16 protein-coding genes are annotated in these 15,867 nt (G+C 72.0%); 14 read left to right on the top strand and 2 right to left on the bottom strand.

Going from position 1 to position 15,867, the window contains the following annotated elements:
* Positions 1–15 precede the first annotated feature (15 nt).
* Positions 16–561 (top strand): hypothetical protein, encoded by a 546-nt coding sequence (locus DMB66_RS42525; RefSeq protein WP_125809792.1) that lies wholly within the window; start codon positions 16–18, stop codon positions 559–561.
* 121 nt (positions 562–682) lie between these two features.
* On the opposite strand, the gene DMB66_RS42520 is transcribed toward DMB66_RS42525, so the two are convergent.
* A complete protein-coding gene (locus DMB66_RS42520) occupies positions 683–2,194 on the bottom strand; it encodes an MFS transporter (RefSeq protein ID WP_125809796.1) in 1,512 nt (503 codons plus the stop codon).
* A 333-nt stretch (positions 2,195–2,527) separates the two neighbouring features.
* Between DMB66_RS42520 and DMB66_RS42515 the strand changes: the two genes are divergently transcribed.
* The 13 genes from DMB66_RS42515 to DMB66_RS42455 all read left to right on the top strand — a co-directional run bounded on the left by DMB66_RS42515 (position 2,528) and on the right by DMB66_RS42455 (position 15,194).
* Positions 2,528–3,442, top strand: coding sequence for a 2-amino-3,7-dideoxy-D-threo-hept-6-ulosonate synthase (locus DMB66_RS42515; RefSeq protein ID WP_233625236.1), 915 nt, complete (start codon positions 2,528–2,530; stop codon positions 3,440–3,442).
* Complete coding sequence (locus DMB66_RS42510; RefSeq protein WP_125809791.1) at positions 3,439–4,641, top strand: 3-dehydroquinate synthase II; 1,203 nt, start codon at positions 3,439–3,441, stop codon at positions 4,639–4,641. The genes DMB66_RS42515 and DMB66_RS42510 overlap by 4 nt, the downstream gene beginning before the upstream one ends.
* Complete coding sequence (locus DMB66_RS42505; protein WP_125809790.1) at positions 4,641–6,014, top strand: class I adenylate-forming enzyme family protein; 1,374 nt, start codon at positions 4,641–4,643, stop codon at positions 6,012–6,014. The genes DMB66_RS42510 and DMB66_RS42505 overlap by 1 nt, the downstream gene beginning before the upstream one ends.
* A 31-nt stretch (positions 6,015–6,045) precedes the next feature.
* The gene (locus tag DMB66_RS42500; protein ID WP_125809789.1) at positions 6,046–6,324 is read left to right on the top strand and encodes an acyl carrier protein; all 279 of its coding nucleotides are present in this window, start codon (positions 6,046–6,048) and stop codon (positions 6,322–6,324) included.
* Positions 6,321–6,587 (top strand): phosphopantetheine-binding protein, encoded by a 267-nt coding sequence (locus tag DMB66_RS42495; protein WP_125809788.1) that lies wholly within the window; start codon positions 6,321–6,323, stop codon positions 6,585–6,587. The genes DMB66_RS42500 and DMB66_RS42495 overlap by 4 nt, the downstream gene beginning before the upstream one ends.
* Entirely contained in the window at positions 6,577–7,728 is a 1,152-nt protein-coding gene (locus DMB66_RS42490; RefSeq protein WP_125809787.1) for a beta-ketoacyl synthase, read from the top strand. The genes DMB66_RS42495 and DMB66_RS42490 overlap by 11 nt, the downstream gene beginning before the upstream one ends.
* Complete coding sequence (locus DMB66_RS42485; protein WP_199752945.1) at positions 7,725–8,342, top strand: hypothetical protein; 618 nt, start codon at positions 7,725–7,727, stop codon at positions 8,340–8,342. The genes DMB66_RS42490 and DMB66_RS42485 overlap by 4 nt, the downstream gene beginning before the upstream one ends.
* Entirely contained in the window at positions 8,339–10,009 is a 1,671-nt protein-coding gene (locus DMB66_RS42480; protein WP_125809786.1) for a class I adenylate-forming enzyme family protein, read from the top strand. The genes DMB66_RS42485 and DMB66_RS42480 overlap by 4 nt, the downstream gene beginning before the upstream one ends.
* Positions 10,006–10,506: a DUF6125 family protein gene (locus DMB66_RS42475; protein ID WP_199752944.1), complete on the top strand. Its 501-nt coding sequence runs from the start codon at positions 10,006–10,008 to the stop codon at positions 10,504–10,506. Before DMB66_RS42480 ends, DMB66_RS42475 begins: the two co-directional genes overlap by 4 nt.
* A 1-nt stretch (position 10,507) precedes the next feature.
* Positions 10,508–11,395, top strand: a complete 888-nt coding sequence (locus tag DMB66_RS42470) for an NAD(P)-dependent oxidoreductase (RefSeq protein ID WP_125809785.1) — start codon at positions 10,508–10,510, stop codon at positions 11,393–11,395.
* Positions 11,395–12,921, top strand: coding sequence for an AMP-binding protein (locus DMB66_RS42465; protein WP_199752943.1), 1,527 nt, complete (start codon positions 11,395–11,397; stop codon positions 12,919–12,921). The genes DMB66_RS42470 and DMB66_RS42465 overlap by 1 nt, the downstream gene beginning before the upstream one ends.
* A 1-nt stretch (position 12,922) precedes the next feature.
* Complete coding sequence (locus tag DMB66_RS42460) at positions 12,923–13,789, top strand: NmrA/HSCARG family protein (protein ID WP_125809784.1); 867 nt, start codon at positions 12,923–12,925, stop codon at positions 13,787–13,789.
* A 142-nt stretch (positions 13,790–13,931) separates the two neighbouring features.
* Positions 13,932–15,194: an ATP-binding protein gene (locus DMB66_RS42455; protein ID WP_125809783.1), complete on the top strand. Its 1,263-nt coding sequence runs from the start codon at positions 13,932–13,934 to the stop codon at positions 15,192–15,194.
* Between the two features lies 1 nt (position 15,195).
* On the opposite strand, the gene DMB66_RS42450 is transcribed toward DMB66_RS42455, so the two are convergent.
* A partial coding sequence (locus DMB66_RS42450; RefSeq protein ID WP_199752942.1) for a hypothetical protein occupies positions 15,196–15,867 on the bottom strand: 672 nt, incomplete at its 5' end.

Here is a 15,867-nt window from a genome sequence, read left to right as displayed (position 1 = left end):
ACCAGCCAAACAGCAGTGCGTCACCTGACCGCACTCGGCTTCGAGATCATCAGCCCGGTAGCGAGGTCGGGCGCGATAGGCGCCATCGCCGCCGCGGGATCAGCGGCAGCAGCGGACACCGCACATCAGTGGCCATGGGAAGGCGCCGTCCAAGCGGTCTTTGTGGACGCGTTGCAGCACCATGAGTGGTTGATCACCGCCACGGCGGACACGGCCACGAAGGCGCCGGGCGTGGACGTTCTGGCCATCAAGGGCAATCGGCAGCTCGGCGCCGAGGTCAAGGGCTGGCCATCGACCGGCTACGCCGACCCGCGCCGGGCCGCCGAGGTGAAACGCACTCAGCCGAGCACGCAGGCCGGACACTGGTTCAGCCAGGCCCTGTGCAAGGCCGTGATGCTTTTGGACAGCCATCCGGGTTACGAATCGCTGATGGTGCTACCCGACTTCCCGCGCTATCGCGACCTCGCCAAGCGGACCAGAACAGGGCGACGAGCCGCGAATATTCACCTGGTCCTCCTCGCGGTCGACGGGGTCCACCACAGCGATTCGTGGACGCCGTGAGCGAGCCGGCCCAGCCCGCCCACATGACCAACCGGCCAATCGAGGACGAGCTTGTTCGAGACCAGCACCCGGGCTGATCAACTACCGTCAGGGCTGCTCACGGTCCGATCTGCTGGGTGCGTCATCCCGCGGATCTCCGGGGTCGTGATTCAGCCACCGGAGTCTCGGCTCGCCGCTGCGGGGAAGGCTGCGCAGCTCGCACGTGCAAGCCGACGACGGCCGCCACGAAGCCGGCCGCGGCCAGCAGTGCCGTGACCACCGCCGCCGCCGACATCGCCGTGAGGAAGGCGCCGTCGGCCGCCGCCGACAGCGCCGGTGAGCCCACCGACCGGGCGCTCTCGACCGACGTGAGGGCCCGCTCCCGCAGTTCCTCGGGGATAGCCGGCAGCGCCGGGGCCAGCTGCTGGCGATAGACGGCCGCGAGCACCGAGCCGGCGATGGCCACCCCGAGCGCGCTGCCCAGCTGGCGGGTGGCGCTGCCGACCGCCGAGCCGGCCCCGGTGAGGTGCGCGGGCACGTCGGCCATCATGGCGATGGTCACCGGCGTGCCGAGGATCCCCATGCCGAAGCCCTGGACGAAGAGCATCACCACGAGCACCGCGAGGGACGTCCGCTCGTCGAACCACAGATAGCTCGCGTAGGTGACACCGCTCGCCAGCACGCCGCCGGCAGTCGTCCACCGGGCGGACCCGAGCCGGATCGCGGTGGGAGCCGACAGGCTGCCGAGGACGATCCCTACGGCGGCGGCCACCATGATGCCGCCGGCGGCCTGCGGCGTGAGCCCGCGTGGCCCCTGCAGATAGAAGGCCGCGAAGAACAGCTGCCCGGACAGGGCCATGAAGGCCAGCAGCAGCACGACGTTGCCGGCCGCGAACCGCCGCTTGGTGAACAGCCGCGGATCGAAGCTCGGGGCGGCGGACCGGAGCTGGCCGACCACGAACGCCGCGATGAGCCCGAGCCCGGCCAGGACCGGGACATACACCCGGGGGCTGGTCCACGGCACCTGCCGGCCAAGCTCGACGACGCCGAAGACCACGCCGCCGAAACCGAGGACGGACATGAACAGGCCGGGCAGGTCGAGCCGCCGGCGCCCGCCGGCGGGCACGGCCGGCACGACAGCCGCGATGCCGGCCAGGCAGCCGGCCACGATCGGCACGTTGACCAGGAAGACCGATCCCCACCAGAAGTGGCTCAGCAGCGCGCCGCCGGCGACCGGGCCGATCGCCACGCCGAAGCCGCTGGACGACCCCCAGATCGCGATGGCCCGGGTGCGCTGCGCCGGCGCCGTGCACTGCAGGATGATCGACAGGGTCGCGGGCATCAGCAGGCCGCTGCCGACACCCATGAGCCCGCGGGCCACGATGAGGTGGGCGGGTGTCGCCGCGTACGCCCCGGCGGCGGACGCCACCGCGAAGACGGCGAGCCCGGCCACCAGAGTCCTTCGTGGACCGAATCGGTCCGCGAGCGCGCCGCCGGCGAACAGGGTGCTGGCGAAGACGAGGCTGTAGGAGCCGGCGATCCATTCGAGGTCGCCGGAGCCGGCGCCGAGTCCCGCGACCGGGTCGGCCATCGTGGCCAACGCCACGTTGAGGATCGAGTTGTCGAGCCAGATCAGCATCTGCGCGGACACCATGACGGCCACGACCGCCCAGGTCCGTGCCAGGCGGTGTGCACCGGGCGATTTACCGCGTGCGGGAACCGCCAAACCCGGGGAATGGGTCACCGCTACTCCCGGTGCTGCGAGACGCGATGGTCTGTGGAATCGCGCCCAGCCTACACACTTCTCGCAAAAACATCGATCGATGCCCGGGGAACGGGTGCGGAATCCAGGATCGCATAATCCTTGCGCAATACGCCCGATTGGGGGGATTGATTATGATTCAATGGCGGACTTATGCGGCAGGATGAATATTATTACCGGAGAAGTCGTCACTTGTCTTGCGCGGCAATCGATGGAATATTGGGCATGGTTGAGACTTCAAGCGTGGCTTTATTCCCGCTACCGTCATTGACGGAAATCGATATCTGGGAATTTCCTGAGAACGGCCAGGGAAAGGCGTACACCATCATGCTCGCCAGTGGTAAGGCCTTCAGGCTGCGGCGGTTGTCCTCGACCGGCGACGGCAGGTATCTGTTCGTTCCGCTCGACCACAGCGTGTCCGACGGCCCGATCGTGCCGGCGGCGCAGTGGGACAACCTCGTCGGTGCGCTCGTGGCCGGCGGGGCCGACGCCATCATCGTCCACAAGGGCCGCGCGCGGACAGTGGCGCCGGAGACGCTGGGCGGCTGCGCCCTGGTCGTGCACCTGAGCGCCAGCACCGCGCGTTCCACGGACGCGGACGCCAAGGTGCTGGTCGCCGAGGTGGAGGAGGCACTGCGCCTGGGTGCCGACGCGGTCAGCGTGCATGTGAACATCGGCTCGGACACCGAGGCCGAGCAGCTCGCCGATCTCGGTGCGGTGGCACGCTCGTGCGACGAATGGCGGATGCCGCTCATCGCCATGGTCTATCCGCGCGGGCCACGGATCGCCGACCCGCGCGACCCGGTCCTGCTCGCGCACGTGGTCAACGTGGCCGCCGATCTCGGCGCCGACATCGTGAAGACGTCGGTGGCCTGGCCGATCGACCGGATGGCCGAGGTCGTGGCGAGCAGCCCCATCCCGGTCCTCGCCGCAGGCGGCCCGCCGGACGGCTCGGACCTCATCGACTACGGCACGGCGGTGATGGCCACCGGGTGTCACGGCCTCGCCGTCGGCCGCCGGATCTTCTCCTCGCCGGCGCCGGCCTCGCTCGTGGCCCGGCTCGCCGCCGTCGTGCACGCCGGCGGCCCGGACGCCGGCACGCGTTCCCCGTTCCCGACGATCATGGCAGGTGCCGCATGAGATTCGCGTGGCTCGACGTACGGTCCGTTCCCCGTTCCCAGATGCAGGCGGTCCTCGACGCCGCGATCCACAGCCGGATCGCCGGCGTGGTCGCCGCCGACCCGGAGCTGCTGGCCACGCTGCCGCCCACCATCACCCGGGTGCTGATGACCGACAAGCCGGCCGATCACAGAGCCAACCCGGCCGACAGCAGAGGCAAGCCGGTCGATCACAAGGGCAAGTCGGCCGACAGCAAGGGCAAATCGGCCGACGGCGAAGGCAAGCCGGCCGACCATGCGGACGGGCAGCAGCCGGACGTCCTGCTGGGTCCCGTCGCGACCACCGACGATCTCGCGCGTCTGGTCAGCGACAACACCGGTGCCGGTTTCGTCGACGTCCGCGACGACCTGACGCTTCGGCTCGCCTGCGCGGCCGCGGACGTGTTGCCGTACACCGTCATCCACTTCGCCGATCCCACGAAGATCCCGCTGGAGATCGTGCTGGCGGCCGCCGAGCGCGCCGCCGGCCGGCTGGTCACCGTGGTGTCCAGCCTGGAGGAGGCCGCCATCGTCTTCGACGTGCTGGAGCGCGGCTCGGACGGCGTCCTGCTCGCCCCGGCCGACGCCGGCGAGGTGTTCGCGCTCGCCCGGTTGCTGACTGCCACCACGGCCGAGCTGCGGCTGTCCACCCTGATCGTGGATTCGGTCGAGCACGTCGGCCTCGGCGACCGGGTCTGCGTCGACACCTGCTCGCACTTCGCCGAGGACGAGGGCATCCTGGTCGGCTCGTACTCGTCGGGCTTCGTGCTGTGCTGCAGTGAGACGCACCCGCTGCCGTACATGCCGACCCGGCCGTTCCGGGTCAACGCCGGGGCGCTGCACTCGTACGTGCTGGGGCTGGACAACCGCACCAACTACCTCAGTGAGCTGCGGTCCGGCAGCGCGATCCTCGCGGTCGGCGCCGACGGCCGCACCCGGCGGGTCGTGGTCGGCCGGGCCAAGCTCGAGTCGCGGCCGCTGCTGACCATCACGGCGCACGCCGAGGACGGCCAGCCGGTGAGCCTCACCGTGCAGGACGACTGGCACGTGCGGGTCCTCGGTCCGGGCGGGAAGGTCCTCAACGTCACCGAACTTCAGGTGGGCGACGAGCTTCTCGGCTATCTGGCCACCGACCAGCGGCACGTCGGCCTGCCGATCGGTGAGTTCTGCAAGGAGACCTGATGGACAGCGATCTGGAGTTCGTCGAGGGGCTCTTCGACGGCCGGCACGACGACCCGCCGTACCTGGTCCACCGGGACTCCTCGGTGTCCCGGGCCGAGGTGCGCGGCGCCGCCGCGCGCGAGGCCCGCCTCTTCGCCGGCCAGGGCATCGGGCCGGGCAGCACGGTGGGCCTGCAGATCCCGCCGAGCTTCACCCAGATCGAGGTGCTGCTCGGCCTGTGGCGCGCGGGCGCTCAGGTGATGCTCTTCGACCACCGGCTCAAGCCGGCCGAGGTGGACCGGCTTTCGGCGACCTGCCACCCGCAGTTCATGGTGCGGGCCGGCGCGCCGCGCCAGACCGCGCTCGGTTTCCAGGCCCGCTACGGCTTGGTCACCGAGCCGCGGCGGGACGGCGCACCGGCGCGGACCGACCATCGGCTGGTGCAGTTCAGCTCCGGCTCCACCGGCGTACCGAAGGTGATCGGCCGGACCGCGCGGTCCCTGGCGGACGAGATCGAACGCTTCCGCGGGGTGGCCGGCATGCCCGGCAAGGGCGACCGGGTGCTGTTGCTCAGCTCGACGGCGCACAGCTTCGGCCTGATCGGCGGCCTGCTGCACGCCCTGGCCACCGGCGTGACCGTGGTGTTCACGCCGCGGATGTCGGCCCGCGGCATCCTGTCCACGGCGCAGGAACACCAGGTCACCGCGATCTTCGGCGTTCCCACCCACTTCGACCTGCTCAGCTCGGTGACCCCCGTCCCGGAACTGCCCGGCCTGCGGGCGGCGGTCTCCGGCGGCGAGCTGATGCCCGCCGAGGTGGCGCGCCGGTTCGGCGAGCGGTTCGGCACCCCGGTCGGTGAGGCGTACGGCACGACCGAGACCGGCATCATCGCCATGGACGTCGCCGGGGACCTGCGCCCGTCCGTCGGCCGAGCCGCGCCCGGCATGCTCCTGCGGGTCCGCGACAACGCGCTCGACGTGGCCATGGACGCCTCGCCGTACCTCTTCGACTCCGGCGGCGACCGATACCGCGACGGCTGGCTGCACACCCACGACCGCGCCGCGATCGACGGCACCGGCGCCGTCCACCTGTACGGCCGCAGCGACTCGCTGGTCGTCGTCGGCGGCCTCAAGGTGGACCTGGCCGAGGTCGAGCACGTGTTGCGCGCCCACCCCGGGGTCGACCAGGTCGTCCTGGTCCACACCGGAGTGATCGAGGCGTACGTCGCCGGACCCGGCGGCGCGAACCAGGACGACCTGCTGCGCTGGTGCCGGGAACGGCTGGCCGACTACAAGCTGCCGCGGGTGATCCGCGTGCTGGAGTCGTTGCCCCGTACCGCCAACGGAAAGCTCGTCCGCCAGCCGGCGCTGCTGCAGGCGGCGGCGGCCGGCTGACCACCACTCGTCCGTCAGAGGGAGAACCACCATGACCATGCCGACCACGCTGGAGCGGGATATCCGCGAGTTCGTGCTGACCACGGTCAGCCAGGACATGAACCTGCTGTCCAGCACCGACCACATCACCGACGAGAGCGCCGTCGGCGCCGGCGGGCTCGACCTCGACTCGCTCAGCCTCATCGAGCTCACCCTGCGGCTCGAGGAGCGGTTCAAGGTGCCGATCCCCGACACCGACATCGAGTCGCTGGGCGCCATGACCCTCGGCGGGCTGGTCGCCGAGCTGGTCCGCCGGGGTGCCCGGGGATGACGACGGAAGCGGTGTCGTCGATCAGCCCGGACACCGTCCGCGAACTGCTCGCCGACTCCCGGATCTTCCCGGGCCTGCCCGCCGACCTGGCCGACGACGCCGAACTGGTGCTGGACTCGCTCGGCCTGCTCTGGCTGCTGCACGAGGTGGAGCAGCGATTCGGCCTGGCGGTGGAGCCGACCGACGAGGAGGTCGCGGGCCTCAGCTCGGTGCGGCGCATCGCCGACTTCCTGCGCACGGCCGGGGGCGGGAATGGGCGCTGAGGTAGTGGTCACCGGATTCGGCGTGCGCACGGTCTTCGGCGCGGGCGCGCCGGCCCTGCGGCACGGCGTCTTCGGCGGCCGGCCGGCGTTCGCTCCGACCAGCCGGTTCGACACCGGCCCATACCGTACGCCGATGGCGGCCGCCGCACCGGACGGTGCCGACCGGCTTTCCCTGCGGCAGGCGCTGAAGAACTGCGGCGCCGAGGCACTCGACATGGCCGGCTTGCGCGCCGGCATCGAGGCGGCGGTGCTGGTCGGCGCGGCCGGCGACTACACGACGGTCACTCACTTCTGGCGGTCCGGCGGCGACGGGGTGTCCTATGCGGACGCTGTCCCGGCCGTGCTGGCCGAGGCGGTCGCCGGCGACCTGGGCCTGCGCGGCCCGAGGTTCGCCTTCACCAACGCCTGCGTGGCCTCCTCCGCGGCCATCGTCCACGCCTGCCGGCTGATCGCCTCCGGCCGGAGCGAGGTCGCCGTCTGTGCGGGCGGATACCTGGTGGAGGAGGAGGTCTTCGCCAAGTTCGACTCCGGCCGGGCGCTGGCCCGCGACGGCGCCGTGCGACCGTTCTCGGCCGACCGCAGCGGGCTGCTGCTGGGCGACGGCGTGGCCGCGATCGTGCTGGAATCGGCCGGTCACGCCCGTTCCCGTGGCGCGCGCCCGCTGTCCACAGTGGCCGGCTGGGGCGCGGCATCCGACGCGTACCACATCGCCCAGCCGCACCCGGACGGCGCCGGACTGGCCGCGGCGGCCCGGCAGGCGCTGCGCCGGGCCGGGGATCCGGCCGGCGCCACCATCGACTACGTCAACGCCCACGGCACCGGCACGCGGCACAACGACGTGGCGGAGACGCGCGGGCTGCGGTCCGTCTTCGGCGAGCGCGCCGGGTCGGTGCCGGTGAGCTCCACGAAGAGCACCACCGGGCACCTGCTGGAGGCGGCCGGCGTGGTGGAGTTCGTTATCACGATGCTCGCGCTCGCCGACGGCGTACTGCCGCCGACGGCCGGCTACACCCGGCCCGACCCGGAGTGCGACCTGGACTGCGTGCCCCACGTGGCGCGCCCCGCCGACGCGCGCCGCGCGCTCACGATCAATGCCGCCTTCGGCGGCGCCAACACGGCACTCGTCCTGGAGCGGCCATGATGCACCTACTCGCGGCGGCGGTCGCGGAACCCTCGCCGGAGCTCCCGCCGCTGCCCGGCTTTGTGGAGTCGGTGTTCAGCCCGCTGGTGTTCGAGGCGAGCCGGCGCTGCCTCGACGCCCACCCGGTGGACGGCGCATGCACGGCCGTCGTGCTCGCCAGCCTGATGGGCGACACCACCACGGCCGACCTGGCCAGCCGGCGGCTGGTCGCCGGCCGGGTGCACAACCCGCTGCTGTTCATGCAGGCCACCGCGAACTCGGTGCTGGGCTACCTGAGCCGCGAGTTCGGGATCACCGGGCAGCAGCTCAGCCTCTCCACCCTGGACGATCCGCTGGCCGAGTCGCTGGCCATGGCGGAGGTGCTGCTCGACGAGCCCGACCTGGAGTGGGTGCTGGTGATCGGCGTGGAGCTGATCGGTGGCGCCCGGGTCGGAGCGGTGCGCAGTGAGCTGGCCGGCGGCCCGCCGCCGGCCCAGGGTGACGTCGCCGTGGCCGTGCTGCTCGGCCGCGACGGTGGCCCGGCCGTACCGGCCGCGGCGGCCCGGACCGGACCGCCGGGCAGCCTTCGCAGCCTGCTCGACCTGGCCCGAACCACCGTTGGAGGGGACCGATGATCGACAAGGCCGAGCGAGCGCTCATCTGCGCCGACCCGGAACTCGGCGCCGGCAACGTCATCCACCGGCTGAAGGCCTACGGCCGGCCGCTCGACGAGCCGGTGCTGGAGACCGACGGCACCTGGCAGGCGCCGGATGGCAGCCGGCCCACGACGCTCACCCTCGGCCGGCTGCACGAGGTCGTGGAGACCTACGCCGGCTGGTACGCGGCTCACGGCGTCCGGCCGCGCGACCCGGTGGCGATCCACAGCTCCTCCAGCACCGAGTACGCCGTGAACTTCCTGGCGCTCACCGCGATCGGCGCGATCCCGTCGTTCGTCAACGGCAACCTGCCGCCGGAGATCGCCCGCGAGTACGTGCTGCGGCAGGGCGTGGTCGGCGCCGTGACCGACGAGGAGCACCGGGACGTCTTCGCGGGCCTCGGCTTTCACGGCACGGCCGCCCAGGTGCGCCCGGAACACCGCGAGTCGCTGCCCAGGGGATATCCGTACCGGCACCACGCCACCGATCCGGTCATCATCTCGCACTCCTCGGGCACCACCGGGATGCCGAAGGGGGTGCCGCACACCCACCAGACCCTGATCTACGCCCAGGTGCACCGGCTGCGGCTCTCCTCGGGGACCGACATGCGCCGCGTGCTGGTGGCGATGCCCGGTGCGCACAACGCCGCCGTGGCCACCCTGCTCTACTGCCTACTGCTGCGCACCACGATGAAGCTGCTGTCCAGCCAGCGCGGCGCGGACGTGCTGGACGCCATCGAGGACTTCGCGCCGACCACCGTGCTGGGCTTCGCCGGCACGTTCGGCGAGATGGCCGCGCAGGACCTGGCGAGCCGGGACCTGTCGAGCGTCGAGGCGTGGTTCAACACCGGCGACGCCGCGCACGAGGCGCACATCCGGGCCCTGGTGGCGTACGGCAGCCACCAGGAGATCGGCCGCGACCTGCACCACCGCCGCGTCGCCGGGTCGGTTTTCGTCGACGGCCTCGGCTCCTCCGAGGCCGGCTATTCGGTCTTCCACAACCGGCACACCAGAGACACGGCAGCCTTCTCCCGCTGCGTCGGCAAGCCGATCAGCTTCGCCGAGGCGGCCGTGCTCGCCGAGGACGGCACCCCGCTGGCGGCGGGGCAGATCGGCCGGCTCGGTCTGCGCTCGCCCACCCTCACCCCCGGCTACTGGAACGACTCGCTCACCTTCCACCGGCTGCGGCTCGGCGGGTTCTGGCTGACCGGGGACCTGGCCTACCGCGACGAGCAGGGCAACTTCTACCACCTCGACCGGGCCCCGGACGCGATCCGGACGGCCGGCGGAATCGTCTTCAGCACCCGCACCGAGGAGTTGCTCCTGCGGGAACTGCCAGGCGTCGACGACTGCACGGTGGTCGGCGTCGCACCGGAGGGGGTCCGGGCCGACTGGGACGGCGACGGCGTGGCCGACGCGTACGCCCTGGTCCAGGTCGCCGACGGCGGCGCGGCCGCCGCGATGGACGACGACGCGCTTACCGCCCTGGTGAACGCGACGCTCGACGCGGCCGGGCAACCGCCGGTGCGGCGGGCGCTGCGGATGGACGCCGACGACGTCGCCAAGGGGGCCACCGGCAAGGTGCTCAAGCGGGTGATGCGAGACCGGTTCGCCCGCCTGATCGCTGACCAGAGGAGGACATCGTGACCGACCGGGCCGAGCTCATGGAGGTCTACCGGCAGTGGTGGGCTCACGACGGGCATTGGTATCAGGGCGTGGCGAAGCGTTTCGGCCAGGAGGTGGCCAACGAGATCAACGCGGAGGCGCTGCGACAGGTCGCCCTGCAGGTCGGCCGCGGTGTCGCCCGCCGGCACGGCAAGCTCCCGGATGAGGACGGCATGGCCGAACTGCGCCGCCGGTACGACGAGTGCGGCGAGCGCATGTTCCCCCGCGAGCTGCGCAGCGCCGGCACCGAGGTGGTCGGCGACGACACCGTCGAGCTGACGATCCGGCGCAACTTCGCCATCACCATGCTGCGGATGGCCGGCTCGCTGGACGGCTACGAGTGCCCGTGCCCGGACATCCACGCCGGCTGGTCCGAAGGGCTCGGCGTCGTGCTCTCCGAGAACCGGGCCACCGCCTGCCTGCGCTCCGGCGACCCGGCATGCCGGCTCGTGATGCGGGTCAAAGAGATGGGCTGCTGAGGTGCGCGTCCTCGTGGCCGGCGCCACCGGCGTGCTCGGCCGCCCGCTGCTGCAACGACTGCGGGCCCGGGGCCACCAGGTCACCGCCATGGTCCGCACGGCGTCCCGGGCGCCTGCCGGGGACACCGTCGTCGCCGACGGGCTCGACCCGGCCGCCGTGTCAGCGGCCGTGCGGGCCGCCCGGCCCGACGTCGTGGTGCACCAGATGACCGCGCTGCGCGGCCTGAGCGCCGACGCCATGTCAGCGACCGCCCGGCTGCGCGCCGAGGGCACCGCCAACCTGATCGCGGCCGGGGTGAAACGCCTTGTCGCGCAGAGCATCGCGTTCGCCGCGGCACCGTCCGGCGGCCCGGTGGTCGACGAGGACGCCCCGCTCTACCGGGAGGCCCCGGACCCGGCCTGGGCCCAGACCGTGCACGCGGTCGCCGAGCTGGAACGCCTCGTCCTGGGCCTCCCCGCCGGCACGGTGGTGCGGCACGGGATTCTCTACGGTCCCGGCACCGCCTATGCCCCGGACGGGCCTACCGGCCAGGCCGTGTTCCGGGGCCGGCTGCCCCTCGCCGGCGACGGCACCGGGATCACCTCGTTCGTGCACGTCGAGGACGCCGCGGCCGCCACGGTCGCGGCCGTCGAATCGGCCGCGACCGGCGTCTTCCACATCACGGACGACGACCCGGCGCCGGCCGCGGTGTGGCTGCCCGCCCTGGCCGAACGGCTCGGCGGCCCACCACCGCGCGCGGTGCCGGCTCCGCTGGCGGCCCGGCTGATCGGCTGGTTTCCCGCCTTTCAGCTCACCGAGATGCGCGGGGCCGCCAACGACCGGGCCCGCGCCGAGCTCGGCTGGAAGCCGGCGCGGCCGAGCTGGCGCACCGGCCTGGGCACCGACTGATGTGGACACAGGGTCTTCACCGCGCGGCGCAGCAACATCCCGACGGCGTCGCGACGGTCTTCGGCGAGCGGCGGCGCACCTTCCGCGAGCAGGCGGACCGCGTCGCCCGCCTGGCCTCGGGGCTGCGCGGCCTCGGCGTTCGGGACGGCACGCTGGTCGGCGTCCTCGCGCTCAACTCGGACCGCTTCGCCGACCTGCTGCTCGCCATCCCCTGGGCGGGCGGCGCGCTCAACCCGTTCAGCGTCCGCTGGGGGATCAACGAGATCGCGTACGCGCTGGACGACTCGGCCACCACGATCCTGTGCGTCGACGACACCTTCGCGCCGCTGGTGCCGGCGCTCGGCGGGCGGCTGCGGACCATCGTCCACATCGGCGACGGCGCACCGCCGGACGGCATGATCGCCCTCGAGGACCTGCTCCGCGGCGCCGAGCCGATCGAGGACGCCCGGCGCGGCGGCACCGACCTGGCGGCGCTCATGTACACCGGCGGCACCACCGGCGTGCCGAAGGGCGTGCTGCTCAGCCACGAGACGCTGAGCGGCGCCGCGCTGGCCACCGAGGTCGCCGAGCCGACCGGCCGGGCCGGCAGCCGTACGCTGATCGCCTCGCCGATGTCGCACGTCTCCGGGATGCTGGCCAGCCTGCTGCAGACCATGTTCGCCGGCACCCAGGTGATCATTCCGGCGTTCACACCCGGCGCGGTCCTGGACGCCGTCGAGCGGCACCGGGTGAGTCACCTGTTCCTGGTCCCCTCGATGCTGCGCCAGGTGCTCCACCAGGCCGAGGCCGGCCGCGACCTGTCGAGCATCCGCCACCTCATGTACGGCGCCGCGCCGATCACCGAGGAGCTACTGGACCGGGTGCGCGCGCAATTGCCGCACGTCGCGCTCCAGCAGGTGTACGCGTCGACCGAGCTGGCGCTCGGCACCGTGCTGAACTCGGCCGACCACGCCGAGAAGAGCCTGCTGCGCTCGGCCGGCCGGGCCGTGGTCAACCGGGAGATCCGCGTCGAGGGCCCGGACGGCGCCGCGCTCCCGCCCGGCGAGATCGGCGAGGTGATCGCGCGCGGTCCGGTCATGCTCGGCTACTGGAACAAGCCCGACGAGACGGCGTACGCGCTGCGCGGCGGGTGGCTGCACACCGGCGACGCCGGCTACCTCGACGAGAACGGCTATCTCTTCCTGGTCGACCGGATCAAGGACATGATCGTCACGGGCGGCGACAACGTGTACTCGACCGAGGTGGAGAACGCGCTCGCCGGCCACCCGGCCGTGGCGGCCAGCGCCGTCATCGCGGTGCCCGACGACGATCTCGGCGAACGGGTGCACGCCGTCGTGGTGCTGCGGCCCGGCTGCACGACCGACCTGGCCGAGCTGCGGAGCCACTGCGCCACGCTGATCGCGCCGTACAAGTGGCCGCGCAGCTGCGAGTTCGTCGAGCTGTTGCCGCTGTCGCCGGCCGGCAAGCCGCTGAAGCGGGAGCTGCGATCGGCGCACTGGCCGGCCGACGGAAGGCAGGTCAACTGACATGTCCGGAGCCATCGCCGTCGCCGGGGCCACCGGCACCCAGGGCGGCGCCACCGCGCGGGCCCTGCTGCGCGACGGGCACCCGGTGTGCGCGCTGACCCGGTCACCGGGTTCGGCGGCCGCCGGGGAGTTGGTCCGGCTCGGCGCCCGGGTGGCATACGCCGACTTCGCCGACCGCGCCTCCCTCGACGCGGCCCTGGCCGGCTGCACGGCGCTGTTCGCCGTGACCACCCCGTTCACCGGCGGCGTCGAGCGCGAGGTGGCCGACGGCATCACGCTGCTGGAGGCCGCCGCGGCCACCGGCACCATCGAGCACGTCACCCTCACCTCGGCCGCCAACGCCGACCGCGACACCGGGATCCCGCACTTCGACAGCAAGCACCGCGTCGAGCGGCACCTCGCCACCCTCGGCATCGGCTGGACCGTGATCGCGCCCGCGGTCTTCATGGAGCAATACACCAAGCCGCCCACCCCGCAGGGCCTGCGCGACGGCGTCTTCGCTCGCGCGATGGCGCCCGGCCGGCCCTTCACCCTGATCGCCGCCGAGGACATCGGCGCGTTCGCGGCCCGCACCCTGACCAGCCCGGCCGAGTTCGCGGGCCGCCGCATCGACATCGCCTCCGACGTGCGGACCGGCAAGGAGATCGCGAGCATCCTCGGCGCCGCGAGCGGCCGCGAGGTGGCCTTCGAGGAGGTCCCACTCGAGCAGGTCACGGCCCGGGCGCCGGAGCTCGGCCCGATGTTCCGCTACTTCGCGACCGTGGGCCTCGAGGTGGACGTGGCCGGGCTGCGCCGCGACCACCCGGAGATCGGCTGGCACTCCCTGGCCGAGTGGGCCGCACGGCAGAACTGGGACCTTCTCGCCTAGGCATTCCGGCCGAACTTCCGCTCCGGATCCGCGCTGCTCCGCCGCAAATCGAACGCCGGAGCTCCGCAAATCGAACATGAAACTTCCGCATATCGAAAGCGGAGTGCCTCGCAAATCGAAAGCATGCCGGTTAGCATGACATGTGCCCACACCGCACCTGATCCCACGCCGCGCCGCAGCGCAGGTGAGCGCCGCGCTGGCCGACACCCGCGTCGTGCTGATCAACGGCGCACGTCAAGCAGGCAAGAGCACCCTCGTTCGCATCGTCGCCGGCGACCGTCTCGCCGAGCGCCGCGATCTCGACCGGGCGCAGGACCGGGCCGCGGCGATCGCCGATCCGGTCGGCTTCGTCGACTCCTCGGAGCTGCTGGTCATCGCCGAGATCCAGCGCGCTCCGGAGCTGCTGCTGGCCATCAAGGCCGCCGTCGACGAGGATCCCCGTCCTGGCCGGTATCTGCTCACCGGATCATCGCGGCTGTTCGGCATGGTGGCCGCCCCCGACGCGTTGCCCGGCCGGATGGAAACGATCGAGCTCTGGCCGTTCTCCCAAGGCGAACTCGATGGCGAGCCGGACGGATTCGTCGATGCCGTCTTCGCGCTCGGCCCCGAGCTACGACACGAGTCGAAGGTGACACGCTCCGACTATGCGACCAGGATCGTGCGAGGCGGCCTTCCCGAGGCGACGGCCCGCGCCGACCCACGGCGTCGCGAACGGTTCCACGACGCCTACGTCCAAGCGCTCATCGACCGCGACGTCCGGCAGCTGTCCGACATCCAGCACAAGGGCGAGCTACGCAAGCTCATACGCCTACTCGCCGCCCGGTCCGCGACCATCATCGCCGCCAACTCCCTCGAATCCGCGCTCGGACTGAGCAGGCCGACGATCGCGCGCTACCTTCGGGCCCTGGAGGAGATCTTCCTCGTCAAGCAGATCCCCGGCTGGTCCCGCAACCTCGGCACCCGAGCCACCGCCGCCCCAAAACTGATCTTTGTCGACTCCGGCATCGCCGCCAACGAGATCGCGACCGACGCCCGAGCACTACTCCGGCCCGGCGCACCGTTCGGCCCGCTGCTCGAAAATTTCGTCCTGTCCGAGCTGGCCCGCCAGCTCACCTGGTCCGAGCAGCCCGCTGACCTGTCCCACTACCGCGACCAGAGCAAATACGAGGTCGACGCGGTCCTCGAGAACAGATCCGGGCACGTCGTCGGCATCGAAGTCAAGGCAGCATCAACCGTCGGACCCGACGACTTCCGCGGGCTACGCCGGCTCGCCGATCGCCTCGGCGACGACTTCATCACCGGCATCGTCCTCTACACCGGAGGCTCCACACTGCCGTTCGGCGACAGACTCCGCGCCATGCCGGTCAGCGCCATGTGGCAGATTCCCGCTCCAGCAGGACGATGACCTACGGGGCGGTGATCTTGTTGCCGACCAGGGCCAGGTTCTGGATAGCGGCCAGGCCGTACAGCGCCGTGGTGTTGGTGGACACCCACTTCGCCGCCTCGGTCGGGCTGAGCGTCGAGGTCACCTTCTCGCTCCGCCACGGCAGGGCCGGACCGTAGCCGTCACCGGTGTAGAACTCACGCCACGCCCGGGTGGCGAGGTCGTCGCGGTTCAGCCGGGCGGCGGCGTAGGCGGTGAGGCGCGCGTGGCCCTGGCGCAGGATCAGGTTGCCGAAGTACGCACCGCACTCGGCCGTCTGCTCTTCCCTGGTTCCGTTGAAGAGGCGGCAGTACTGCAGCCAGGCAGCCTCGAACGCGGGCAGGTCGACCAGATCGATGACCTCGGCGCAGACCTCGACCTGGCCGAACATCGCGCTGAGGTGGGAGACGTTGACGGTCTTGCCGGCGACCGGCGCGAACCGGCCGGTGTCGAGGTCGTACAGCCCGCTGCCGGTGACGAAGCCGTTCGGCATGGCGGCGATGGTCTCCATCGTGCCGATCAGCTTCGACCTCGCGAGGTCTGCCTTCGGGCCACGGCGTTCCCATTCGGTGAGCCATGCGGCGGCCAGGCCGCTCCAGTCGGTGCCGAGGCCGATCGACAGCGCGTGCGGGTCGGGCGTGTACGGCTCGGTGCG

This window comes from Actinoplanes sp. ATCC 53533 (genome assembly GCF_003947245.1).
This window is presented reverse-complemented; position numbering and strand designations above follow the sequence as displayed.

Coding starts and splice junctions, on each gene's coding strand:
- DMB66_RS42520 (WP_125809796.1), bottom strand. CDS start 2,194: ATGGTGTCCGCGCAGATGCTGATCTGGCTCGACAACTCGATCCTCAAC.
- DMB66_RS42515 (WP_233625236.1), top strand. CDS start 2,528: ATGGTTGAGACTTCAAGCGTGGCTTTATTCCCGCTACCGTCATTGACG.
- DMB66_RS42510 (WP_125809791.1), top strand. CDS start 3,439: ATGAGATTCGCGTGGCTCGACGTACGGTCCGTTCCCCGTTCCCAGATG.
- DMB66_RS42505 (WP_125809790.1), top strand. CDS start 4,641: ATGGACAGCGATCTGGAGTTCGTCGAGGGGCTCTTCGACGGCCGGCAC.
- DMB66_RS42500 (WP_125809789.1), top strand. CDS start 6,046: ATGACCATGCCGACCACGCTGGAGCGGGATATCCGCGAGTTCGTGCTG.
- DMB66_RS42495 (WP_125809788.1), top strand. CDS start 6,321: ATGACGACGGAAGCGGTGTCGTCGATCAGCCCGGACACCGTCCGCGAA.
- DMB66_RS42490 (WP_125809787.1), top strand. CDS start 6,577: ATGGGCGCTGAGGTAGTGGTCACCGGATTCGGCGTGCGCACGGTCTTC.
- DMB66_RS42485 (WP_199752945.1), top strand. CDS start 7,725: ATGATGCACCTACTCGCGGCGGCGGTCGCGGAACCCTCGCCGGAGCTC.
- DMB66_RS42480 (WP_125809786.1), top strand. CDS start 8,339: ATGATCGACAAGGCCGAGCGAGCGCTCATCTGCGCCGACCCGGAACTC.
- DMB66_RS42465 (WP_199752943.1), top strand. CDS start 11,395: ATGTGGACACAGGGTCTTCACCGCGCGGCGCAGCAACATCCCGACGGC.
- DMB66_RS42460 (WP_125809784.1), top strand. CDS start 12,923: ATGTCCGGAGCCATCGCCGTCGCCGGGGCCACCGGCACCCAGGGCGGC.